General features: G+C 70.4%; 16 protein-coding genes. 6 read left to right on the top strand and 10 right to left on the bottom strand.

Going from position 1 to position 14,366, the window contains the following annotated elements; translation table 11 throughout:
• On the bottom strand, nucleotides 1–188 hold a 188-nt coding region (locus ABD211_RS16760), incomplete at its 3' end, for a hypothetical protein (RefSeq protein WP_344132148.1).
• Between the two features lie 53 nt (nucleotides 189–241).
• Here ABD211_RS16760 and ABD211_RS16755 point away from each other — a divergent pair.
• Nucleotides 242–1,579: a hypothetical protein gene (locus ABD211_RS16755; RefSeq protein WP_344132145.1), complete on the top strand. Its 1,338-nt coding sequence runs from the start codon at nucleotides 242–244 to the stop codon at nucleotides 1,577–1,579.
• A 14-nt stretch (nucleotides 1,580–1,593) separates the two neighbouring features.
• On the opposite strand, the gene mycP is transcribed toward ABD211_RS16755, so the two are convergent.
• From mycP to ABD211_RS16740, 3 genes are read right to left on the bottom strand one after another with little or no spacing between them, the layout of a single operon-like run.
• Nucleotides 1,594–2,667 (bottom strand): type VII secretion-associated serine protease mycosin, encoded by a 1,074-nt coding sequence (gene mycP / locus ABD211_RS16750; RefSeq protein WP_344132142.1) that lies wholly within the window; start codon nucleotides 2,665–2,667, stop codon nucleotides 1,594–1,596.
• On the bottom strand, nucleotides 2,655–3,839 hold the full coding sequence (locus ABD211_RS16745) for a hypothetical protein (protein WP_344132139.1): 1,185 nt from the start codon (nucleotides 3,837–3,839) through the stop codon (nucleotides 2,655–2,657). Before ABD211_RS16745 ends, mycP begins: the two co-directional genes overlap by 13 nt.
• Complete coding sequence (locus tag ABD211_RS16740) at nucleotides 3,836–4,306, bottom strand: hypothetical protein (protein WP_344132137.1); 471 nt, start codon at nucleotides 4,304–4,306, stop codon at nucleotides 3,836–3,838. Before ABD211_RS16740 ends, ABD211_RS16745 begins: the two co-directional genes overlap by 4 nt.
• 138 nt (nucleotides 4,307–4,444) lie before the next feature.
• Here ABD211_RS16740 and ABD211_RS16735 point away from each other — a divergent pair, with 138 nt between their 5' ends.
• From ABD211_RS16735 to ABD211_RS16720, 4 genes are all read left to right on the top strand, one after another.
• The gene (locus tag ABD211_RS16735; protein ID WP_344132134.1) at nucleotides 4,445–4,996 is read left to right on the top strand and encodes a Uma2 family endonuclease; all 552 of its coding nucleotides are present in this window, start codon (nucleotides 4,445–4,447) and stop codon (nucleotides 4,994–4,996) included.
• The gene (locus ABD211_RS16730; protein ID WP_344132131.1) at nucleotides 4,993–5,409 is read left to right on the top strand and encodes a cupin domain-containing protein; all 417 of its coding nucleotides are present in this window, start codon (nucleotides 4,993–4,995) and stop codon (nucleotides 5,407–5,409) included. The genes ABD211_RS16735 and ABD211_RS16730 overlap by 4 nt, the downstream gene beginning before the upstream one ends.
• Before the next feature lie 113 nt (nucleotides 5,410–5,522).
• Nucleotides 5,523–5,888 carry a hypothetical protein gene (locus ABD211_RS16725; protein ID WP_344132128.1) on the top strand — a complete coding sequence of 122 codons (366 nt, stop codon included), beginning with the start codon at nucleotides 5,523–5,525 and terminating at the stop codon, nucleotides 5,886–5,888.
• 302 nt (nucleotides 5,889–6,190) lie between these two features.
• The gene (locus ABD211_RS16720; protein ID WP_344132125.1) at nucleotides 6,191–6,514 is read left to right on the top strand and encodes a hypothetical protein; all 324 of its coding nucleotides are present in this window, start codon (nucleotides 6,191–6,193) and stop codon (nucleotides 6,512–6,514) included.
• Here the strand turns inward: ABD211_RS16720 and ABD211_RS16715 are convergent.
• Nucleotides 6,511–6,864 carry a DUF1304 domain-containing protein gene (locus tag ABD211_RS16715; protein ID WP_344132122.1) on the bottom strand — a complete coding sequence of 118 codons (354 nt, stop codon included), beginning with the start codon at nucleotides 6,862–6,864 and terminating at the stop codon, nucleotides 6,511–6,513. The two genes, ABD211_RS16720 and ABD211_RS16715, sit on opposite strands and share 4 nt — an antisense overlap.
• Nucleotides 6,865–6,908: 44 nt before the next feature.
• On the opposite strand from ABD211_RS16715, the gene ABD211_RS16710 reads away from it, so the two are divergent.
• Nucleotides 6,909–7,427 carry an Rv0361 family membrane protein gene (locus ABD211_RS16710; RefSeq protein ID WP_344132119.1) on the top strand — a complete coding sequence of 173 codons (519 nt, stop codon included), beginning with the start codon at nucleotides 6,909–6,911 and terminating at the stop codon, nucleotides 7,425–7,427.
• Between the two features lie 3 nt (nucleotides 7,428–7,430).
• Here the strand turns inward: ABD211_RS16710 and ABD211_RS16705 are convergent, their stop codons facing one another.
• From ABD211_RS16705 to ABD211_RS16685, 5 genes are all read right to left on the bottom strand, one after another.
• Complete coding sequence (locus ABD211_RS16705; protein WP_344132116.1) at nucleotides 7,431–7,970, bottom strand: hypothetical protein; 540 nt, start codon at nucleotides 7,968–7,970, stop codon at nucleotides 7,431–7,433.
• Nucleotides 7,967–9,067 carry a M23 family metallopeptidase gene (locus ABD211_RS16700; protein ID WP_425560432.1) on the bottom strand — a complete coding sequence of 367 codons (1,101 nt, stop codon included), beginning with the start codon at nucleotides 9,065–9,067 and terminating at the stop codon, nucleotides 7,967–7,969. The genes ABD211_RS16705 and ABD211_RS16700 overlap by 4 nt, the downstream gene beginning before the upstream one ends.
• A 73-nt stretch (nucleotides 9,068–9,140) precedes the next feature.
• Complete coding sequence (locus ABD211_RS16695) at nucleotides 9,141–9,659, bottom strand: hypothetical protein (RefSeq protein ID WP_344132110.1); 519 nt, start codon at nucleotides 9,657–9,659, stop codon at nucleotides 9,141–9,143.
• A gap of 42 nt (nucleotides 9,660–9,701) precedes the next feature.
• Nucleotides 9,702–11,636 carry an MFS transporter gene (locus tag ABD211_RS16690; RefSeq protein ID WP_344132107.1) on the bottom strand — a complete coding sequence of 645 codons (1,935 nt, stop codon included), beginning with the start codon at nucleotides 11,634–11,636 and terminating at the stop codon, nucleotides 9,702–9,704.
• A 44-nt stretch (nucleotides 11,637–11,680) separates the two neighbouring features.
• Nucleotides 11,681–14,366: ATP-binding protein (locus ABD211_RS16685; protein WP_344132105.1), on the bottom strand; the 2,686-nt coding region annotated here is incomplete at its 5' end.

Below are 14,366 nucleotides of genomic sequence, written 5' to 3'. Positions count from 1 at the left end.
GCGCCCTCGGCCGCGCCGGCCGCCTCGGCGAACCGGGCCTGCTGCAACAGCAGCCGCTGACGCAGCGCGGGCAGGGACTCCGGCTCGGTGCCCGCCCGGGCCGCCGCGACCACGAGCGCCGCCACGAGCCGGTGCGCCTGGGCCGCCTGCGCCAACGCCGTCGCGCCGTCGGACGCGGAATCCACCACGCCGCAAGCGTACGGTGTGGTCGCCGGTGGACCCTGATAGATACCGTGTGCGCGTGGCGAGTGATCCGGTCGTACTCAAAACTCTGGCCAGGCTGCGCCGCGCGGACCCGGCGGCGGCCCGGTTGGCCCAGGCCGGCCTCAATGACCTGCTGGCCGACGGCGGCCTCGCCGACCTGACGCAGCACGACCTGCAGTCGTACCTGTGGTTCGTGCTGCCCGACCACGACGAGTCGCCGCTGACCGCCGCCGCGATGGCCCGCTTCTTCGAGATGGCCGAGCTGGAGCGCTACGCGGGTATCGCCGAGTCGGAGACCACCCGCGACGTGCTGCGCGCCTACGCCGAGCGGGGCAACGCCGCCGGCCAGCGCGCCGCGACCAGGGCCATGGACGCGTCCGGCGTCGTCCCGCCCGACCTGCCCGAACTCGAATGGGGCGAGTCGATGGGCATGGCCGAGATGGCCGCGTACGACAGCATCGCCATCACCCTGGAGTTGGCGCTCGCCACCGGCGACCTGAAGCCCGGCGCGCGCGGCTGGCGGGTCGCCCAGGCGCGCCTCACCCGCATCCAGCTCACCATGAACCGGCACGACGGCCCGCCGCTGCTCGAGCGCATCCGCGTGGAACGCCTGGAGATGTGGGCGCTGCACGGCGGCCAGGCCCGGCGCGCGCTCGCCGGCGCGGCCCTGGGCCAGGTGGCGTCGGTGCCCGGCGTGCCATCCGATGTGGCCGAGCGGATGGAGCCGATGCAGTGGCTGCTGGAGCTGGCCAACGGCCGCCAGGGCGATGCCCCCGGCGTCCCGCTGACCGTCGCCGGCAACCTGGCCCGCCGCGTCGTCCAGGAGGCCGCCGAACGCTTCAACTGGTGGGACCTGCCCGAGCGGTTGCCCCGCTCGGAGAGCGACATGTGGCGGCTCACCGTGCTGCGCACGGTCCTCTCGTCGGCCGGGGCGGTGCGCCGCGTCGGCCGCAAGCTGCTGCTCGGCACGCGCGGCCGCGCCCTGCTCGGCAACCCGCTCGCCCAGTGGCAGGTCGCCACCGACCACCTGCTCGCCGACGCGGGCTTCGACGCCGCCGCCCAGGAGGCGGCGCTGCTCCTGCTGCTGCAGGCCGGCGGCATGGTCGAGATGCGCGAGCTGGTCACCGAGGTCGCCGACGTGCTGGCCGGCTCGGGCTGGCGGGACACCGGCGACGGTTCGCCCCCCGACGACCAGGACGTCAGCCGCGCGGTGTGGGCGTTCGTGCGCCGGTGCGAGCTGTGGTCACTGGTGGACTCCGGTCGCGGGCCGGGCTGGTCGACCCGCTTGCGCTTGTCGCCCGCCGGAAAACTCGGGGGGTACGCCGCACTGCGGCACCAGGCGTTGCGAGCGCGCGCGGCGTCCGACGTGGACTGACGGCGCCTCGTCTCTCAGCCCTTGTCGCGGCGTCTGGCCAGGGCAACGCCGACGATGATGGCGATGAGCGCGACGCCTCCGACGGTCGCCAGAACGATGACGACCGGGCTGGGACCGTCGCCTGATCCGGGCGGTTGTGCGGGCGGTGCGGTCGTCTCGGGTGGCACGTCGGCGGTCAACGCTCGGACAACGTCGAGAACGCCGTAGCCGTACTTGTCGTCGCGTCCGGGCGGGCCCTTGTCCGTAGCGGTGGCGGTCAGCCGGTGGACGACCTCGGCCGCCGACAGTTCGGGGTACTTCGCCCGTACCAGTGCGGCGGCTCCCGACACCAGTGCGGTCGCGTCGCTGGTGCCGGTGCCCAGGCGATAGGTGCCGCGGGGCCCGGTTGAGGAGATCCTGTCCGACGGGGCCGAGATATCCAGCTGGTACCCGTCGACGGAGATTGTCGAGTGGTTGCCGTTCGCGTCGACCCCGCCGACGGTGAGCACCTCCGGATAGGCGCCCGGGTATCCAACCGTCAACCCCTGGTCCCTGTTGCCTGCGCCGGCAACGACTAATACATCCGCGGCGATGGCGCGGTCGATTGCGTCCTTCAACCCGCTGAAGTCGTTGCCACCGAGAGAAATATTGATGACCTTTGCGCCGTGGGCGACTGCCCAGTCGATGCCGTCAGTCATCGCCCTGCCGTCGGCCGAGCGTTCTACTGTTACGGTCACCGGAAGAATATCGGCCTCTGGGGCAACTCCAAGCACGCGACCGTGACCGGCGATCAGGCCTGCCATGCCGGTCCCATGACCGAGCACGTCGATACGGCCGTCGCCGCCCTTTTCCACGAAGTCCACGCCGGGTAGCACTCGGCCCGAAAGATCGGAATGGTGACCGACACCTGTGTCGATCACCGCCACAGTGACTCCACCACCCTTTGTGATCTTGTGGACTTCGTGGAGTTTCAGAAAGTCCACATACCACTGGCCATCGGTGATCCAGTCAGCGGCGGCGGCCGGGTTGGTCAGGCTTCCCAGACCGACCAATGTGGCGACAAGCGTCGCGGCCGCGCGCCGGCATATCGGGAAGTTCATCGCGGCCATCCGCGGATCTCGACCACGCCCGGCGGTGGCCCGTGGTCGTCGCCATCCGCGTCGGTCGTCCGGAACCCGCCGATGACTGGTTCCACGACTTCCGGATCGATCGCCCATGGGTCATCAGGGTCGTGTGGCGGGCGACGGCGAGCGCCGTCGATCACCCCGCCCGGCCTGCCGACCCGCAATCCGTCGGGGGTGGCTGCCGGTCGGCCGCCTCCCATGGCCATGGGCATGCCTCCGACGAACCCGCCCGCACCGTGCCCCTGCGCCCCGCTGCCGGGCGCCCGACCCGCCGAACCGGAGTACACGTAGGGTGCGGCCGCGTCAACTGCCGGCCGATCTGAAGTGTGTCTGATGACCCGGCCGGGAATTGCTGGTGACCCGTAGCCGTCATATGTCGGCGACGCCGCCCCCGAACCCCCGCCCGTTCCGGCTCCAGGGATGTCATGCCCAGTAGGCATGTCGGGCGTACCGGGTACGGTGCGACCGGCGAGATGCGGCCCGGCGCTTGCGATTTCCGCAGGATACGTTGTCTCGGTCGACCATGACGGCCGCAACGGGTCCGTAGCGCCACCATATGATCCTTGAGGCAGGCCGCTCCCGGCTCCCGTCGGCTTCGGGTCGGACTCGTCCGGAGGTGGGCTGTCGAAATCAATGGGTCTTGGGTTGAACGCCCTGGGACTCTGTAGGCGCTGCGCCGAGGCCGCGGCGGTCGGCTCCGTGGTGCGCATGACCTGTTGTGCTTCGACGTTCAGCTGGTCTCCTCGGACGGTCCCGCCCTGCGGCATGGGAGTGCTGTTCACCGGCAGCCGTTCCTGAGCCAGCGGGGCGATGCACTGCTGGACATAGATGATGTGTTCGGTGACGCCCTGCAGTTCCCGGGCGTTATTGGTCGCGACGCGTGCCGTGTCACGCAACGAGCCGGCGAGTCCCGCCAGGTTGCGTTGGAACAGCTCGGCCGCGCTGCCGGGCGTGGCGGGCCAGCTCTCCTTGAGCTGAGTAATGGTCTTCTCGATCGTGTCGGCGTGTTTGGTGCACAGGTCGCTGATGCGCTGCCAGACCGCGACTTGTGCGTAGCCGTGCTCGTGGGTCTCGTCTTTGACCATCGCCCAGATGTTCGACACGGTGTAGCCCGACCACTCGGTGCCGACACCGTCGCTGGCGCCGTTGCCGCTCACGCCATTCCCCCGTCCGTTGGCATGTACGAGTCGGGCACGGAGGTGTAACCGGCCGCGCGAATGGCCGCTTCGTAACGCGCGCGGGCGCCGTCCGCCTGCGCCGCCGCGTCGGCGAGGATCTTCTTCGCGGCTTCGGCGGTGATCCCGTCAGACGCGGCGTAGGCGGCGATGACCTGGTTCATGGCTGCGACGAGGGCCTGGGACGTGTTGACGTAGCTGCGTAGGTTGGCCAGCGTGGCGGCGAGACTGTCGTGGTGGCGGATGCGGGCCGAGGTCATCGCCGGGGTGGCGAAGCGCGGTCCATAGTTGACGATGTCGGGTTCGCAGTCGTTGACGATGCGGATCGCGGCGGGCCTGACATCGCGGGTCACCGCGTCGTGTAGCGCCTTTGCGACCTGGCGCAGCCCGTCAAGATCGACATCGATATTCCCCGTCATGTGTGTCACCCCCAGGAACCTTCCCGGCACGCTATCGAACTACGTCACGCTTCGACCACCCCCGGCCACGGTCTGTGGATGACGGGTTCATCCGGTGTCCCATGACGCACTGCCGATCCGGTGGCGCGAGCCACCCGTTGGCGGCGGCACCGTTGTTACGATCGGACCATGAGCCAGTCAGCGCTCGCCTACCACTGGAGCCGGAGCGAGTTCGTCCGTGCCTGGGAGGCTGGAGCGTTCGATCACCGCGTGGAGCTCGTCGAGGGGGAGATCTGGCCGGTAGTGATCGGTTCCTGGCACGGCGACACGGTGGGCCAGCTTATGGCGCTGCTGCCACGCGACGGAGCGAAGGTAACGACGGCCACCCTGCCGACCGGGCAGTCGCTGCCGGACCCCGACTGTTGGGTGCGGCGCTCGGACGCCGAGCCGGTCGGCACGATCGGCACCCGGTTGTCCGTGTGGAACCCCGCCGACGTGCTGCTTGTCGTCGAGGTCTCCGACATCACGACCATCGAGGACCTCAACATCAAGGCGCGGCTCTACGGTCAGGCCGGGTACGCGGTGTACTGGGTGGTGACCCAGGATGGCGTCTACGAGCACACCGAACCCACCCCTACGGGCTACCGGACACGGGTGGAGCACCGCCCGGGTGAACATGTCCCCGTCCGGTATGCCGACGCGACCATCGCCGTTGACGATCTGATCAGCTCAGGACAGTGAGCGACTTCGTCTCGGCGCTCGGGTTGCAGCCGCATCCGGAAGGTGGGTGGTACCGGCGGACGTGGCAGTCGCCACTCACCGCCACGCCGCTCGGATATCCGGCCGAGCGGCCGTTCGCGACCGCGATCTACTTCGTGCTGCGGCCTGGTGAGGTGTCCCGTTGGCACCGGGTGCGATCGGCCGAACTATGGCTCTGGCACGCCGGCGGGCCACTGGCGCTGACCCTCGGTGACACATCGCCGGAAGCGAGCCGGCAGGTCACACTCGGCCCGGACCTGGCCGGCGGGCAGCAGCCTCAGGCCGTCGTACCCGGTGGGGTGTGGCAGACCGCCGCGCCGCTCGGCGCCGAGCCGACCCTGGTGACCTGCGTGGTCGCGCCCGGCTTCGACTTCGCCGACTGGACTCTGGCGTAGCCCGCAGTGGTCTTGACACCCTGGTCATACTCGTGTCCATAGATCTTGACGCTGTGCCGCGGGTAATCCGGGGCGCCCTTGTGGGGCTCGCCTTGGCAGCGACCCTGTACGTCGTGAGCTGGGCTTCCGTCGCGCTGATCCGGTTCGAACCGGTTAACGATTTGTTGCCCGAGTCCAACGGATTCGCCGGGGTGTTCGTCGTCGCCGGGGTGCTGCTCGTTGTCGGCCTGCCCGTTGCGACCATCGTGGGTCGGTTGGTGGCCCGGGCGCTCCGCCTCGGCCGGCCGGGGGCACTCGCGGCCTGGGGCCTGCTGGGCGCCGTCGTCGCGTACCTGGTTGGTAGCAAAGTACTCACGTCCGTGGGCCTTGTGGGTCATCCGGTCATCCTGGTCCTGATCTGCCTGCCGTACGCGGCGATAGCCGCGCTCCCGGCCTTCGCCGCGCCATCCCGCGGCACGTCGACGCCCGCCGCAGGCTAGGTCTTCCGGCTTGCGGCGGGAAAATACCTAGGAGGGGCAACTTGCCGCCGCAGTCTGGGGCCGATATCGGGCTGGCCTATCGCGAAGTCGAGGTGGCAGCTCCCACGGTCGGGAGGCGCTGTACCGGCTCTTGATCGGCGTTTGGTGGGCGAAAGTGCAGGGTGCACGCTCGTTGATCGCGATTTCGTGTACCGGAGTGGAGGTGGGCTACACCCTGGTACACGAAACGACAATCTTGACCCATCGCGCCGCGTGACGGCGGATTCGGGTGGTCGGAATGGCGGCAGCTATAGCGTGTTCTGGTGCATGAGATCTTCAGGTCCCTTCCGTGGCCGTTCGAACAGGCCGAGTTCCCGTCGAACCTCGGCGCCGTCGTCCAGTGGACGGTGGCGAACGGCGAGGCCCCGGCGCTGTTCGTGGGTCACACGGGGGACAACTCCTGGCTTGTGGGCGACGGTGTGAACGATCCGAACGTCCCGGGTGCCTGCGCGGCCATGTGCATCTGGTCCGCAATCGATCACAACTCGAGCATGCGGGAACTCGCCGACCTGCCGATCGGCTGGGCGGCTGAGCGAGATGCGCCTGGCGATCCCTGGCGTCGGGCTCCCTTCCAACTTCTGGACTAGCCGCCCAGGAGGACGGCGACCAGCGCCACCACCGCCGGCACGGTCTGGACGAACAGGATGCGGCGGTTCGCCGTCGCTGCGCCGTACAGGCCGGCGACCGAGACACAGACCAGGAAGAACACCTTCAGGGCGAAGTCGCCGGAGAAGGCGCCCCACAGCAGGCCGGCCGCGAGGAAACCGTTGTAGAGGCCCTGGTTGGCGGCGAGCACCCGGCTCGCCTCCGCGAATTCCCGCGTGGTTCCGAAGATCGTTCGGACCCGCGGGGTGGTCCAGGTGAACATCTCCAGCCACAGTATGTAGACGTGCAGCAGCGCGACCACGACGACGAGGACGGTCCCGATAGCTCTCACGTTCGACACGATAGGCCTACGCGTCACCCGTTACGCTTCTGAGCGTGGCTGACCTTCCGGAGCAGAGCACACCAGCGGGCCCGTCAGAAACCCCATCTACGGGTACGCCGCCGGCGCGCCCCAAGGGCCGCAAGGCGGTCCGCACGGTCCTGCCGATCGTCGCGTTCGCGATCGTGGGGGTGGCCGCCGCGCTGCTCACGACGGGCATCTTCGTCTACCAGAAGGCCACCGAACCCGACCGCTCCACCCCGACTGTTTCAGTTCAACAACTGCTAACAGCCATTTTCGTCGAAGAAGACAACACTCGTGCCGGTTTATTCGTCTGTTCAGAATGGTCGGGCGACAAGGCGGCAACCGCGATCAAGCAGCAAATCGATTCGGAGGCCCGTGTCTCGTGGGAGGGCGTCAAGACCGCCGACACCCAAGGCGACCGGGCAACGGTCGAGCTGCGGATGCTCTACCGGTATCCGGAGGACGTCACGCCAAGCGGTGGGCGATACTGGACATTCGATTTGGTCAAGGATGGCGGCTGGCGCGTCTGCGGCGCCCACCTGAAACCCTGAGGCTTACTCCAGCCATAGCAAGTCGGCGGGCACCTCGACGGTCGCCGGTGTGGCTCCGCTAAGCGCCCACGCGTACCATTCGGCCTCGTCACAGACTCGCGCGCACGCGGCGCCGCTGTCGTTGTCGTAGATCTCGGTGACTGCGCGCAGCCCACGGATGTGCCCATCGGGAACCCCACGGACCACCCGCGACCCGGTGATCGCCGTCGCCAGTGACGCCGGCACGGGCAACCGACGCGGCGGCGCGTCGAGGGTGATGGTGACGAGCATTGTGCCGTCGCCTTCCGTGACCTGCTCCACCCACACGCGGTCGATGGGGACCAGCGGGGCGAAGACCTCGAGATCCTCAGTCTCGGCTCGGTAGAAGTCCTGCTCGGTGATGACGGGCACGAACGTCCGGCTGCCGCGCACCACCGGGTCGTCGGCGCGCAGATCGGCGCGCCAGCCGAGGCCGGGCACGCCGACGATCACACGGTGGCCGCGCAGGACGGGCCGGCTCGCGGCGGGTACGGGGACGATCGGCGCGGGGGCGCTTCCGGTCATGCGCCCGATCCTGTCAGGGCCGCGCCCTTCGCTGCCATGAACGGCACGGGATTCGTAGCGCCAGCGCCGCTGGCGTCCCCGTTGAGGTGCACCTCGAAGTGGAGGTGCGGGCCGGACGAGTTGCCGCTGGAGCCGGACTTTCCGATGACCTGGCCGGCGGTAACCTGCTGGCCCGCCACCACGAAGGGTCGCTCCTGCATGTGGCAGTAGCGGGTGATGACGCCGCCCGCGTGCTCGATGTCGACGTACCAGCCGCAGCCCTTCACGAAGATCCCGCCGTCGATGTTGCAGCTGTAGGGCCGCACGCCGACGTGCGCGTTGCACACCGCGGTGAGCACCACACCGCCCGCTGCGGCGTGGACGTCCGTACCCTTGGACACGGCGATGTCGACGCCGTTGTGACCCGGCCGCGACACGGTGCGGTAGCCCGAACTGATCGGTCCCTTCAGCGGGATGGTCCAGCCGGACGCGGCGATCTCGCCGGGCGCCGCGCAGCGCTGCGCCGCCGCGTTGATGACGGAGCGGGCCGCGCCGCCGGTGAGCGCGTCGACGATGTCGGCGGCTCGCGCCTCGTGCTTAGCGTACGCGTCGGGATACGCGCTGACCTGCACCCGCTGGGCCGCGACCGTGAGCGCCAGGGTCTGCCAGCTCCTGACCTTGAGCAGCTTCTCGTAGAACTTGCGGGCCTGGTAGGCCGGGTCGGAGAGCTGCGCGACGGTGCCCCAGCCCTGGCTGGGGCGCTGCTGGAAGACCCCGATGGAGTCGTGGTCGTTGCGCCGGCCGAGGTGGGGCAGGTTGCTGAGCGATGACTCCTGCAGCGCGGTCGCGATGGCGATCACCCAGCCGCGTGCGGGCACCCGCAACTGCTGGCCCACCTGGATGACGATGGCCGCGTTACGGACCTGCTCGGCGGTGAGGCCACCGACCTCGGGCAACTTCGCGTTCGGGTCGATCTTTATGCCCGAGCCGCAGTTGGCGTTGATGGCCGTGCTGGCCGGGTCGTCGGTGAGGCCGGCGAGCAGGCTCGCCGTGGCGCCGCCGATGCAAAGCAGACACAGCAGGGTGACCAGGCCGGCGGCGATCAGGCCGCGGCGCAGCGCCCGCCCGGCCGGTCGGGCAGCCTTGACGGCGGCTGCGGTCGCCAGGGGGCCGGTCACGGTCCCACCCCGGTCATGCCCGCTCCCAGTCGACGCCGTCAACGAGCCAGCGGCCGTCGGCACGCAACAGGCGCAGGCTCACCCTGCCCGTGTCCACGGGCACGTCGACCTGGGCGAAATCGGACTGCTTCGCGATGAGCTGGGCGGCGCCCGTGGTGCGCTTCGCGGGCACGGTGACCGGGTCGACCCCGTCGAGCCGGTCGACCAGGTCCTTCGTGGCGAGGCTGGTCAGCCCGTCCTGCCACGCGTCGGCGCTGAGGTCGGAACGCAGCCACGCTTCGAGGAACGCGGTGGCGGCCGTGCGTACGGCGGGGTCATCGGCGGGCGGCTTGGGCGAGGTGACCACGCCATCGTCGCCTTCCGTGGGGTCGACGGTGGAGGCCGCCGTCGGGGGCGCGCCGTCCGGTGCCGGCTCGCGGCGTGGCGCTGCGTCACCCAGGAGGCGGGCGAGGCCGACCACCCCCGCCACGAGGATGGCCAGCACGAGGACGAGCGTTCCCCGCACCCCGAGCCGCGTTATGGCGTTGCGCACGTCGGCTCCTCCCTCCGGCGTCGGCCCGATTGTCGCGGCCGGTTAGTCCTGTTGGCGCGCCTCCGCCCGTACTGCGGGCCGTGCCGGGGCGGCCCGCTCGGGCGTGGTGCTGCTGCGGCCGGGCCGATAGACCGAGTAGCTCGGCGCGGTCTCCACGGTGCCGGGCTCGCTCCACCCGCCGCCGTCCGGCGGTGGCATGCGTCGCCGGGGCGCCGTGGTCGCGGGCGTCGTCGGGGACTGCTCGGGCGGTGGCGCGCCGTCCGGGCGGTACTCGGGCCGCGGGTTGTCGTCGGGGCGCTGCTCGGTGCGGGCGGGTGCCTGCGGCTGGCCCGGCTTGCCGCGGTTGACCGCCTCCTCGGCGGCCGGCAGTGCCACGGCGAGCGTCGCCACGTCGCGCGCGTCGCGCAGGAACCGCCGGTGCCAACTGCCGGGCGACGCGATGGCCGCGGCCGGATCGCGTCCGCCGAGCTGGGTGATCCGGCGGTACGGGCGCAGCAGCAGCCAGCCCACGACGCCGCAGAGCCACACGAGGACGACCTGTAGCCAGCCGGCAAGCGTGCTCGTACTCATGATCAAATCAACGGCGAAGAGGTAGATGGCGGCGCCGGCACCGAAGATGACGATGTTGAACAGGGCGGCGACCACGGCGTTGAGCAGCCGCCGGAACCCGCCGCTCGCCGGGCGCAGCAGGGCAACCGTGCCGAGGATGGGCGCGGCGATGACCGCCCACCGGAAGATGAGGAAGCCGAGCAGGACCAGCAGCGAGGCCACGATGTCGAACATCGCGAACATCACGGAGGCGATCAGGGCGATGAACCCGGACCCGATCCGGTCCATCCCCTTGGCCCCGGTCAGGTACTCGTAGGCTTCCGGGTCTTCGGTGCGGATCTGTTCAGCGATCTTCATCCACTGAATATTCTTACGTTGGATGATCACGTCACGTTGTGCAGGCTCTTTGCGGATATCCTCGATCTCGCCCCAAGAAAACGACCGGGCCTCGTAGAGGGCCTGGCCGTACTTCTGGGCGGTGACGCTGTCCGCAGAACCTAGGACGCCGCGAACCCAGTTCTTGAACAGCATGGTTTCGACCGTCATGTCGCTGGCGCGAACGGCCGGCGGCCGGACGTCGCGACACGTCGTCTTGTCCTGACGGTTGCACTGGTCCTCGGGGATAGCGTCCGATGGCGGCCCGACGGCGTCATGCACAACCGACAGCGACGACACCAGCGCCTGATCGGCGAGGTGGGCGCTGAGCACCGGCCAGGACGCAAGCGCGGTGACGATGACCGCGACGAGGACGGCCCATGCGGCCGTGGTCATGGCAGCGCTCATCTCCGCCTGCCGTGAGCGCCACAACAGATACAGGCCCACGATGGCGAGAGTGACTGCGCCGAAGACGGTGAACACCTTCGTGTAGACGGCCTCGGTGGCCTTCTCAACGAGCGGGTCGGCCCAGCCCCACATGAGTCCGGGATCCCAGGCGCGCTCACGCAACGCGTTGGAGGCGCCGATCACGCCCGTGGCGAGCATGAACTCGCCGTTGGCAACGGTGTTCTCGAACTTGTAGTCCGGGTGCATGAGCGTGGGTACACACCCGCCCACGTCATAGGTCGTATAGGAGTACCCCGCGTAGCCGTACGCGGTGTAGAGGCCCTTCTGGCCATTCACCTTGCCGGCCTCGGGACGGGACGCGAACCAGCCGGCCATCCCGGAGTCAGGGGCCTCCGGAGTTGGCGCCTTGAGGCACTGCACGCGCTGGGCGCCGACGTCCTTGAGCCGGTCGACGCACCCTTGGATATCGACTTTCCATTCCTGGACGGTGCACAGCCCGCCCGGTGCTTGTGCGACCGGCGCGGCTACCGGTGCCGCCGCCGCTGGCGCGGCGAACGGGAAGAAGACCGTGGCGAGTGCTATCACCGCCGACGCCAGGACGAACGAGAACCAGCGCTGGCGGGGGGTGGCGGGGCCGTGTGACACGGGATCCCGCCCGGCGGTTAGCCGGCGCGTCCAGGCGTACACGTCTAGTCCTCCGGCTCAACCTCGACGGTCGCCGCGCTGTCGGGCGCGGCGGGGGTGGTGTCCAGGTGTTCCAAAAGACCGGGCACGTACGACACGTCAACGCGCGTCTTCTGTACGCGTCCGTCCACGTCGCGCATGACGAACTCGCGGAACCCCAGACGGGCCGAAGAGGAGGCGTCGACCTGCGACAACCCGGCGAGGACGGCCTCGTAGCCGTCGTCGATGGGCACGCGCAGGAGGCGCAGCGCCTCGGCGGCGATCTCGGCGTCCTCGGCGATGCGTCCGACGAACACCGTCGAGACGAGGTTCTGGACGTCGAGGCCGAGGATGTCACGGGGGTTCTGCGAGGCCACAAGTGCGGCGAGGTTCCACTTGCGGGAGTCGCGGGCGAGGCGGACGAGGAAGGACCGGCCCGACCGCCAGCCCTCCATGAAGTGCGCCTCGTCCAGGCCGACGAGTTTGCGGGATTCCATCGCCCCGCCGTAGCAGCGGCGCACGGCGAGGCGGTGGGCGGTGTGCAGCATGGGGAGGGCGAGCTGCTCCTCCGCCGACCAGTACTCCCGCTCGATTTTGAGGTCGGGCAGGCGCAGGCCGGCCATGGTGATCACGGTGAGGGCCGCGTCGTCGCCGAGGGTGCCGGGCGGCGGCGAGCCGAAGAAGAGCAGCGCGAGCGGCATCTCGGCGGTGTCGAGCAGCAGGTTGCCGAGCTCGCGGCTGTCGTCGTCGACGCCCTGGAGTACGGACACGATGTCGTCGAGCGTGGACGACTCCTCGGCGGGGACCTGCCGGACGGCGTGCCGGAACGCCGTCGCCGTGGCCGCCTCGCGGGCGACCTGCGGCGGCACGAGCATGAGGCAGATGTCCTGCACGAGCATGCGCCGCTCGGCGCGGGCGTTGGACACGGCGATGCCGTACTCCTGCTCGCCGGCCGGCGTGTCGGGGAAGTGGGCGCGCTGCGGGGTGGGGATCAGCGCGTACGGGGCGAGGGTGCCCTGCTCGGAGCCCGTCAGGTTCAGCACCCGGGAGAACGGGCGCAGCTCCGGCATCTGGGTCAGGCGCGCCAGCGGCCCGGACGGGTCGAGCAGGGTGACCTGCACGCCCCGCCGCGCGGCCAGGTACCCGAGCGCGCCCATCAGGGTCGACTTGCCGCCGCCCGGCTCGGCCACGAACACGGCCAGGCCGGAGCGTTCCCGCACCTCCATGGGGAAGTGCAGGTCGAGGAAGACGGGCCGCCGGCTGGTGCCGGACGTGCGCCCGATGAGGTCGCCGCGCCGGTCGCCGACCGTGGACGCGGCCTGGGGGAGCGCGGCGGCGAGCAGCTTGACCGGCATGCGGCGCAGGTAGCCGGTGTTGGCCAGCGGCTCGCCGGGGATGAACTCGCGGGCGAGCTGGTCCTGGCCCTTGGGGTGCTGCAGCGAGATGCGCATCTCGCGCTGGTAGAGCTGGATGACGCGGCGGGCCCGTTCGAGGGCCTCCTCGCGGGTGGCGCCGCTGATCGCCATGCGGTGCCAGCCGTGCACGCGGGACGAGTCGACGGGCAGGCCGGTGGTCATCTCGTCGCCGAGGACGAGGGCCCGCTGGGCGAGCCGCTCCAGCTCCGGCGGGGCGTCCATGCCGTGGGAGATGTAATCCAGCTGCTGGGAGCGGATCATCCGCAGCCGGTGTTCCAGATTGCGGAACGAGTCGCCCGGCCCGAGCACGTCGATGCGTGAGGACAGCTCCATGGGCCACGGCAGCCGCTCGTGGAAGTGCAGCCACGGCTCGTGCCGCTCGGGGATCTCCAGCGGCTCCATCCGGCCGACGGTGAGGACGGCGACGTGCCGCTCCTCGCCGGTGAGCCGGTTGACCAGCCGCGTCGTCGCCCCGTACGGCGAACGGAAGCGCTCGATCTGCTCGGTGAGCGCGAGCAGGTCCCCGGTCTCCCAGGTGCCCGACGACTGCCCGGACAGCAGCGACGGCGGCGCCATCCCGAGCGCCACGGACCGGTAGAGCAGCCACTCCAGCTCGGCCGCGCTGACCCGCCGGCCGCGCATGCCGAACGCGCCGAGCACCTCGTCGAACTGTTCGACCATGCGCGCCCAGCGCTTGCGCTCGCCCTCGCTGGTACCGCGCCCGAACAGCGCGCCGAACCGCTCCGCGAACGTGTCGCCCAGCGTCCGCTTGGCGAACGTGATGCCGAGGAACGTCTGCCCCTCGGCGTGGTTGACGTGCAGCAGGTGCCGCTGCGCGTTGACCAGGTGGTCGCCCCAGCTCGACGCGCCGGGCACGTCGGGCAGCGGGCGGTGCGTGTTGTGGTCGGCGACCCGCGCCCACTCGTCGGCCGGGAACGGCCGGGTGGTGCGCCGCAGGTGCAGCCGGAACCCGGCCAGGCCCGCGTACTGCTCGGAGATCGCCACGATGAGCGCCTCGCGGTCGGCGTCGGGGCGGAACGCCCAGCGCACCTCGGGCAGCCAGTACCACGCCGTGACGGTGTGCGGGGTGAACGTCAGATGGCCCGCGATCTCCGTCATCGCGAGCTCGACCGCGGGGTCGCGGTCCTTGCTCCTGGGCTTGCGGCCGGCGGGTGGTGGGGCATTCCGGGCCGCCGCGGTGGTCCGGGCCAGGGTGCCGCCCGGGCCCGCGGTGCGGTTCGGGACCACGGGAGTACGCCCGGTCCGCGCGCCCGTGCCAGGCCCGCCGCGGCCGGCG

This window comes from Luedemannella flava (genome assembly GCF_039528515.1).
Taxonomy (GTDB): domain Bacteria; phylum Actinomycetota; class Actinomycetes; order Mycobacteriales; family Micromonosporaceae; genus Luedemannella; species Luedemannella flava.
This window is presented reverse-complemented; position numbering and strand designations above follow the sequence as displayed.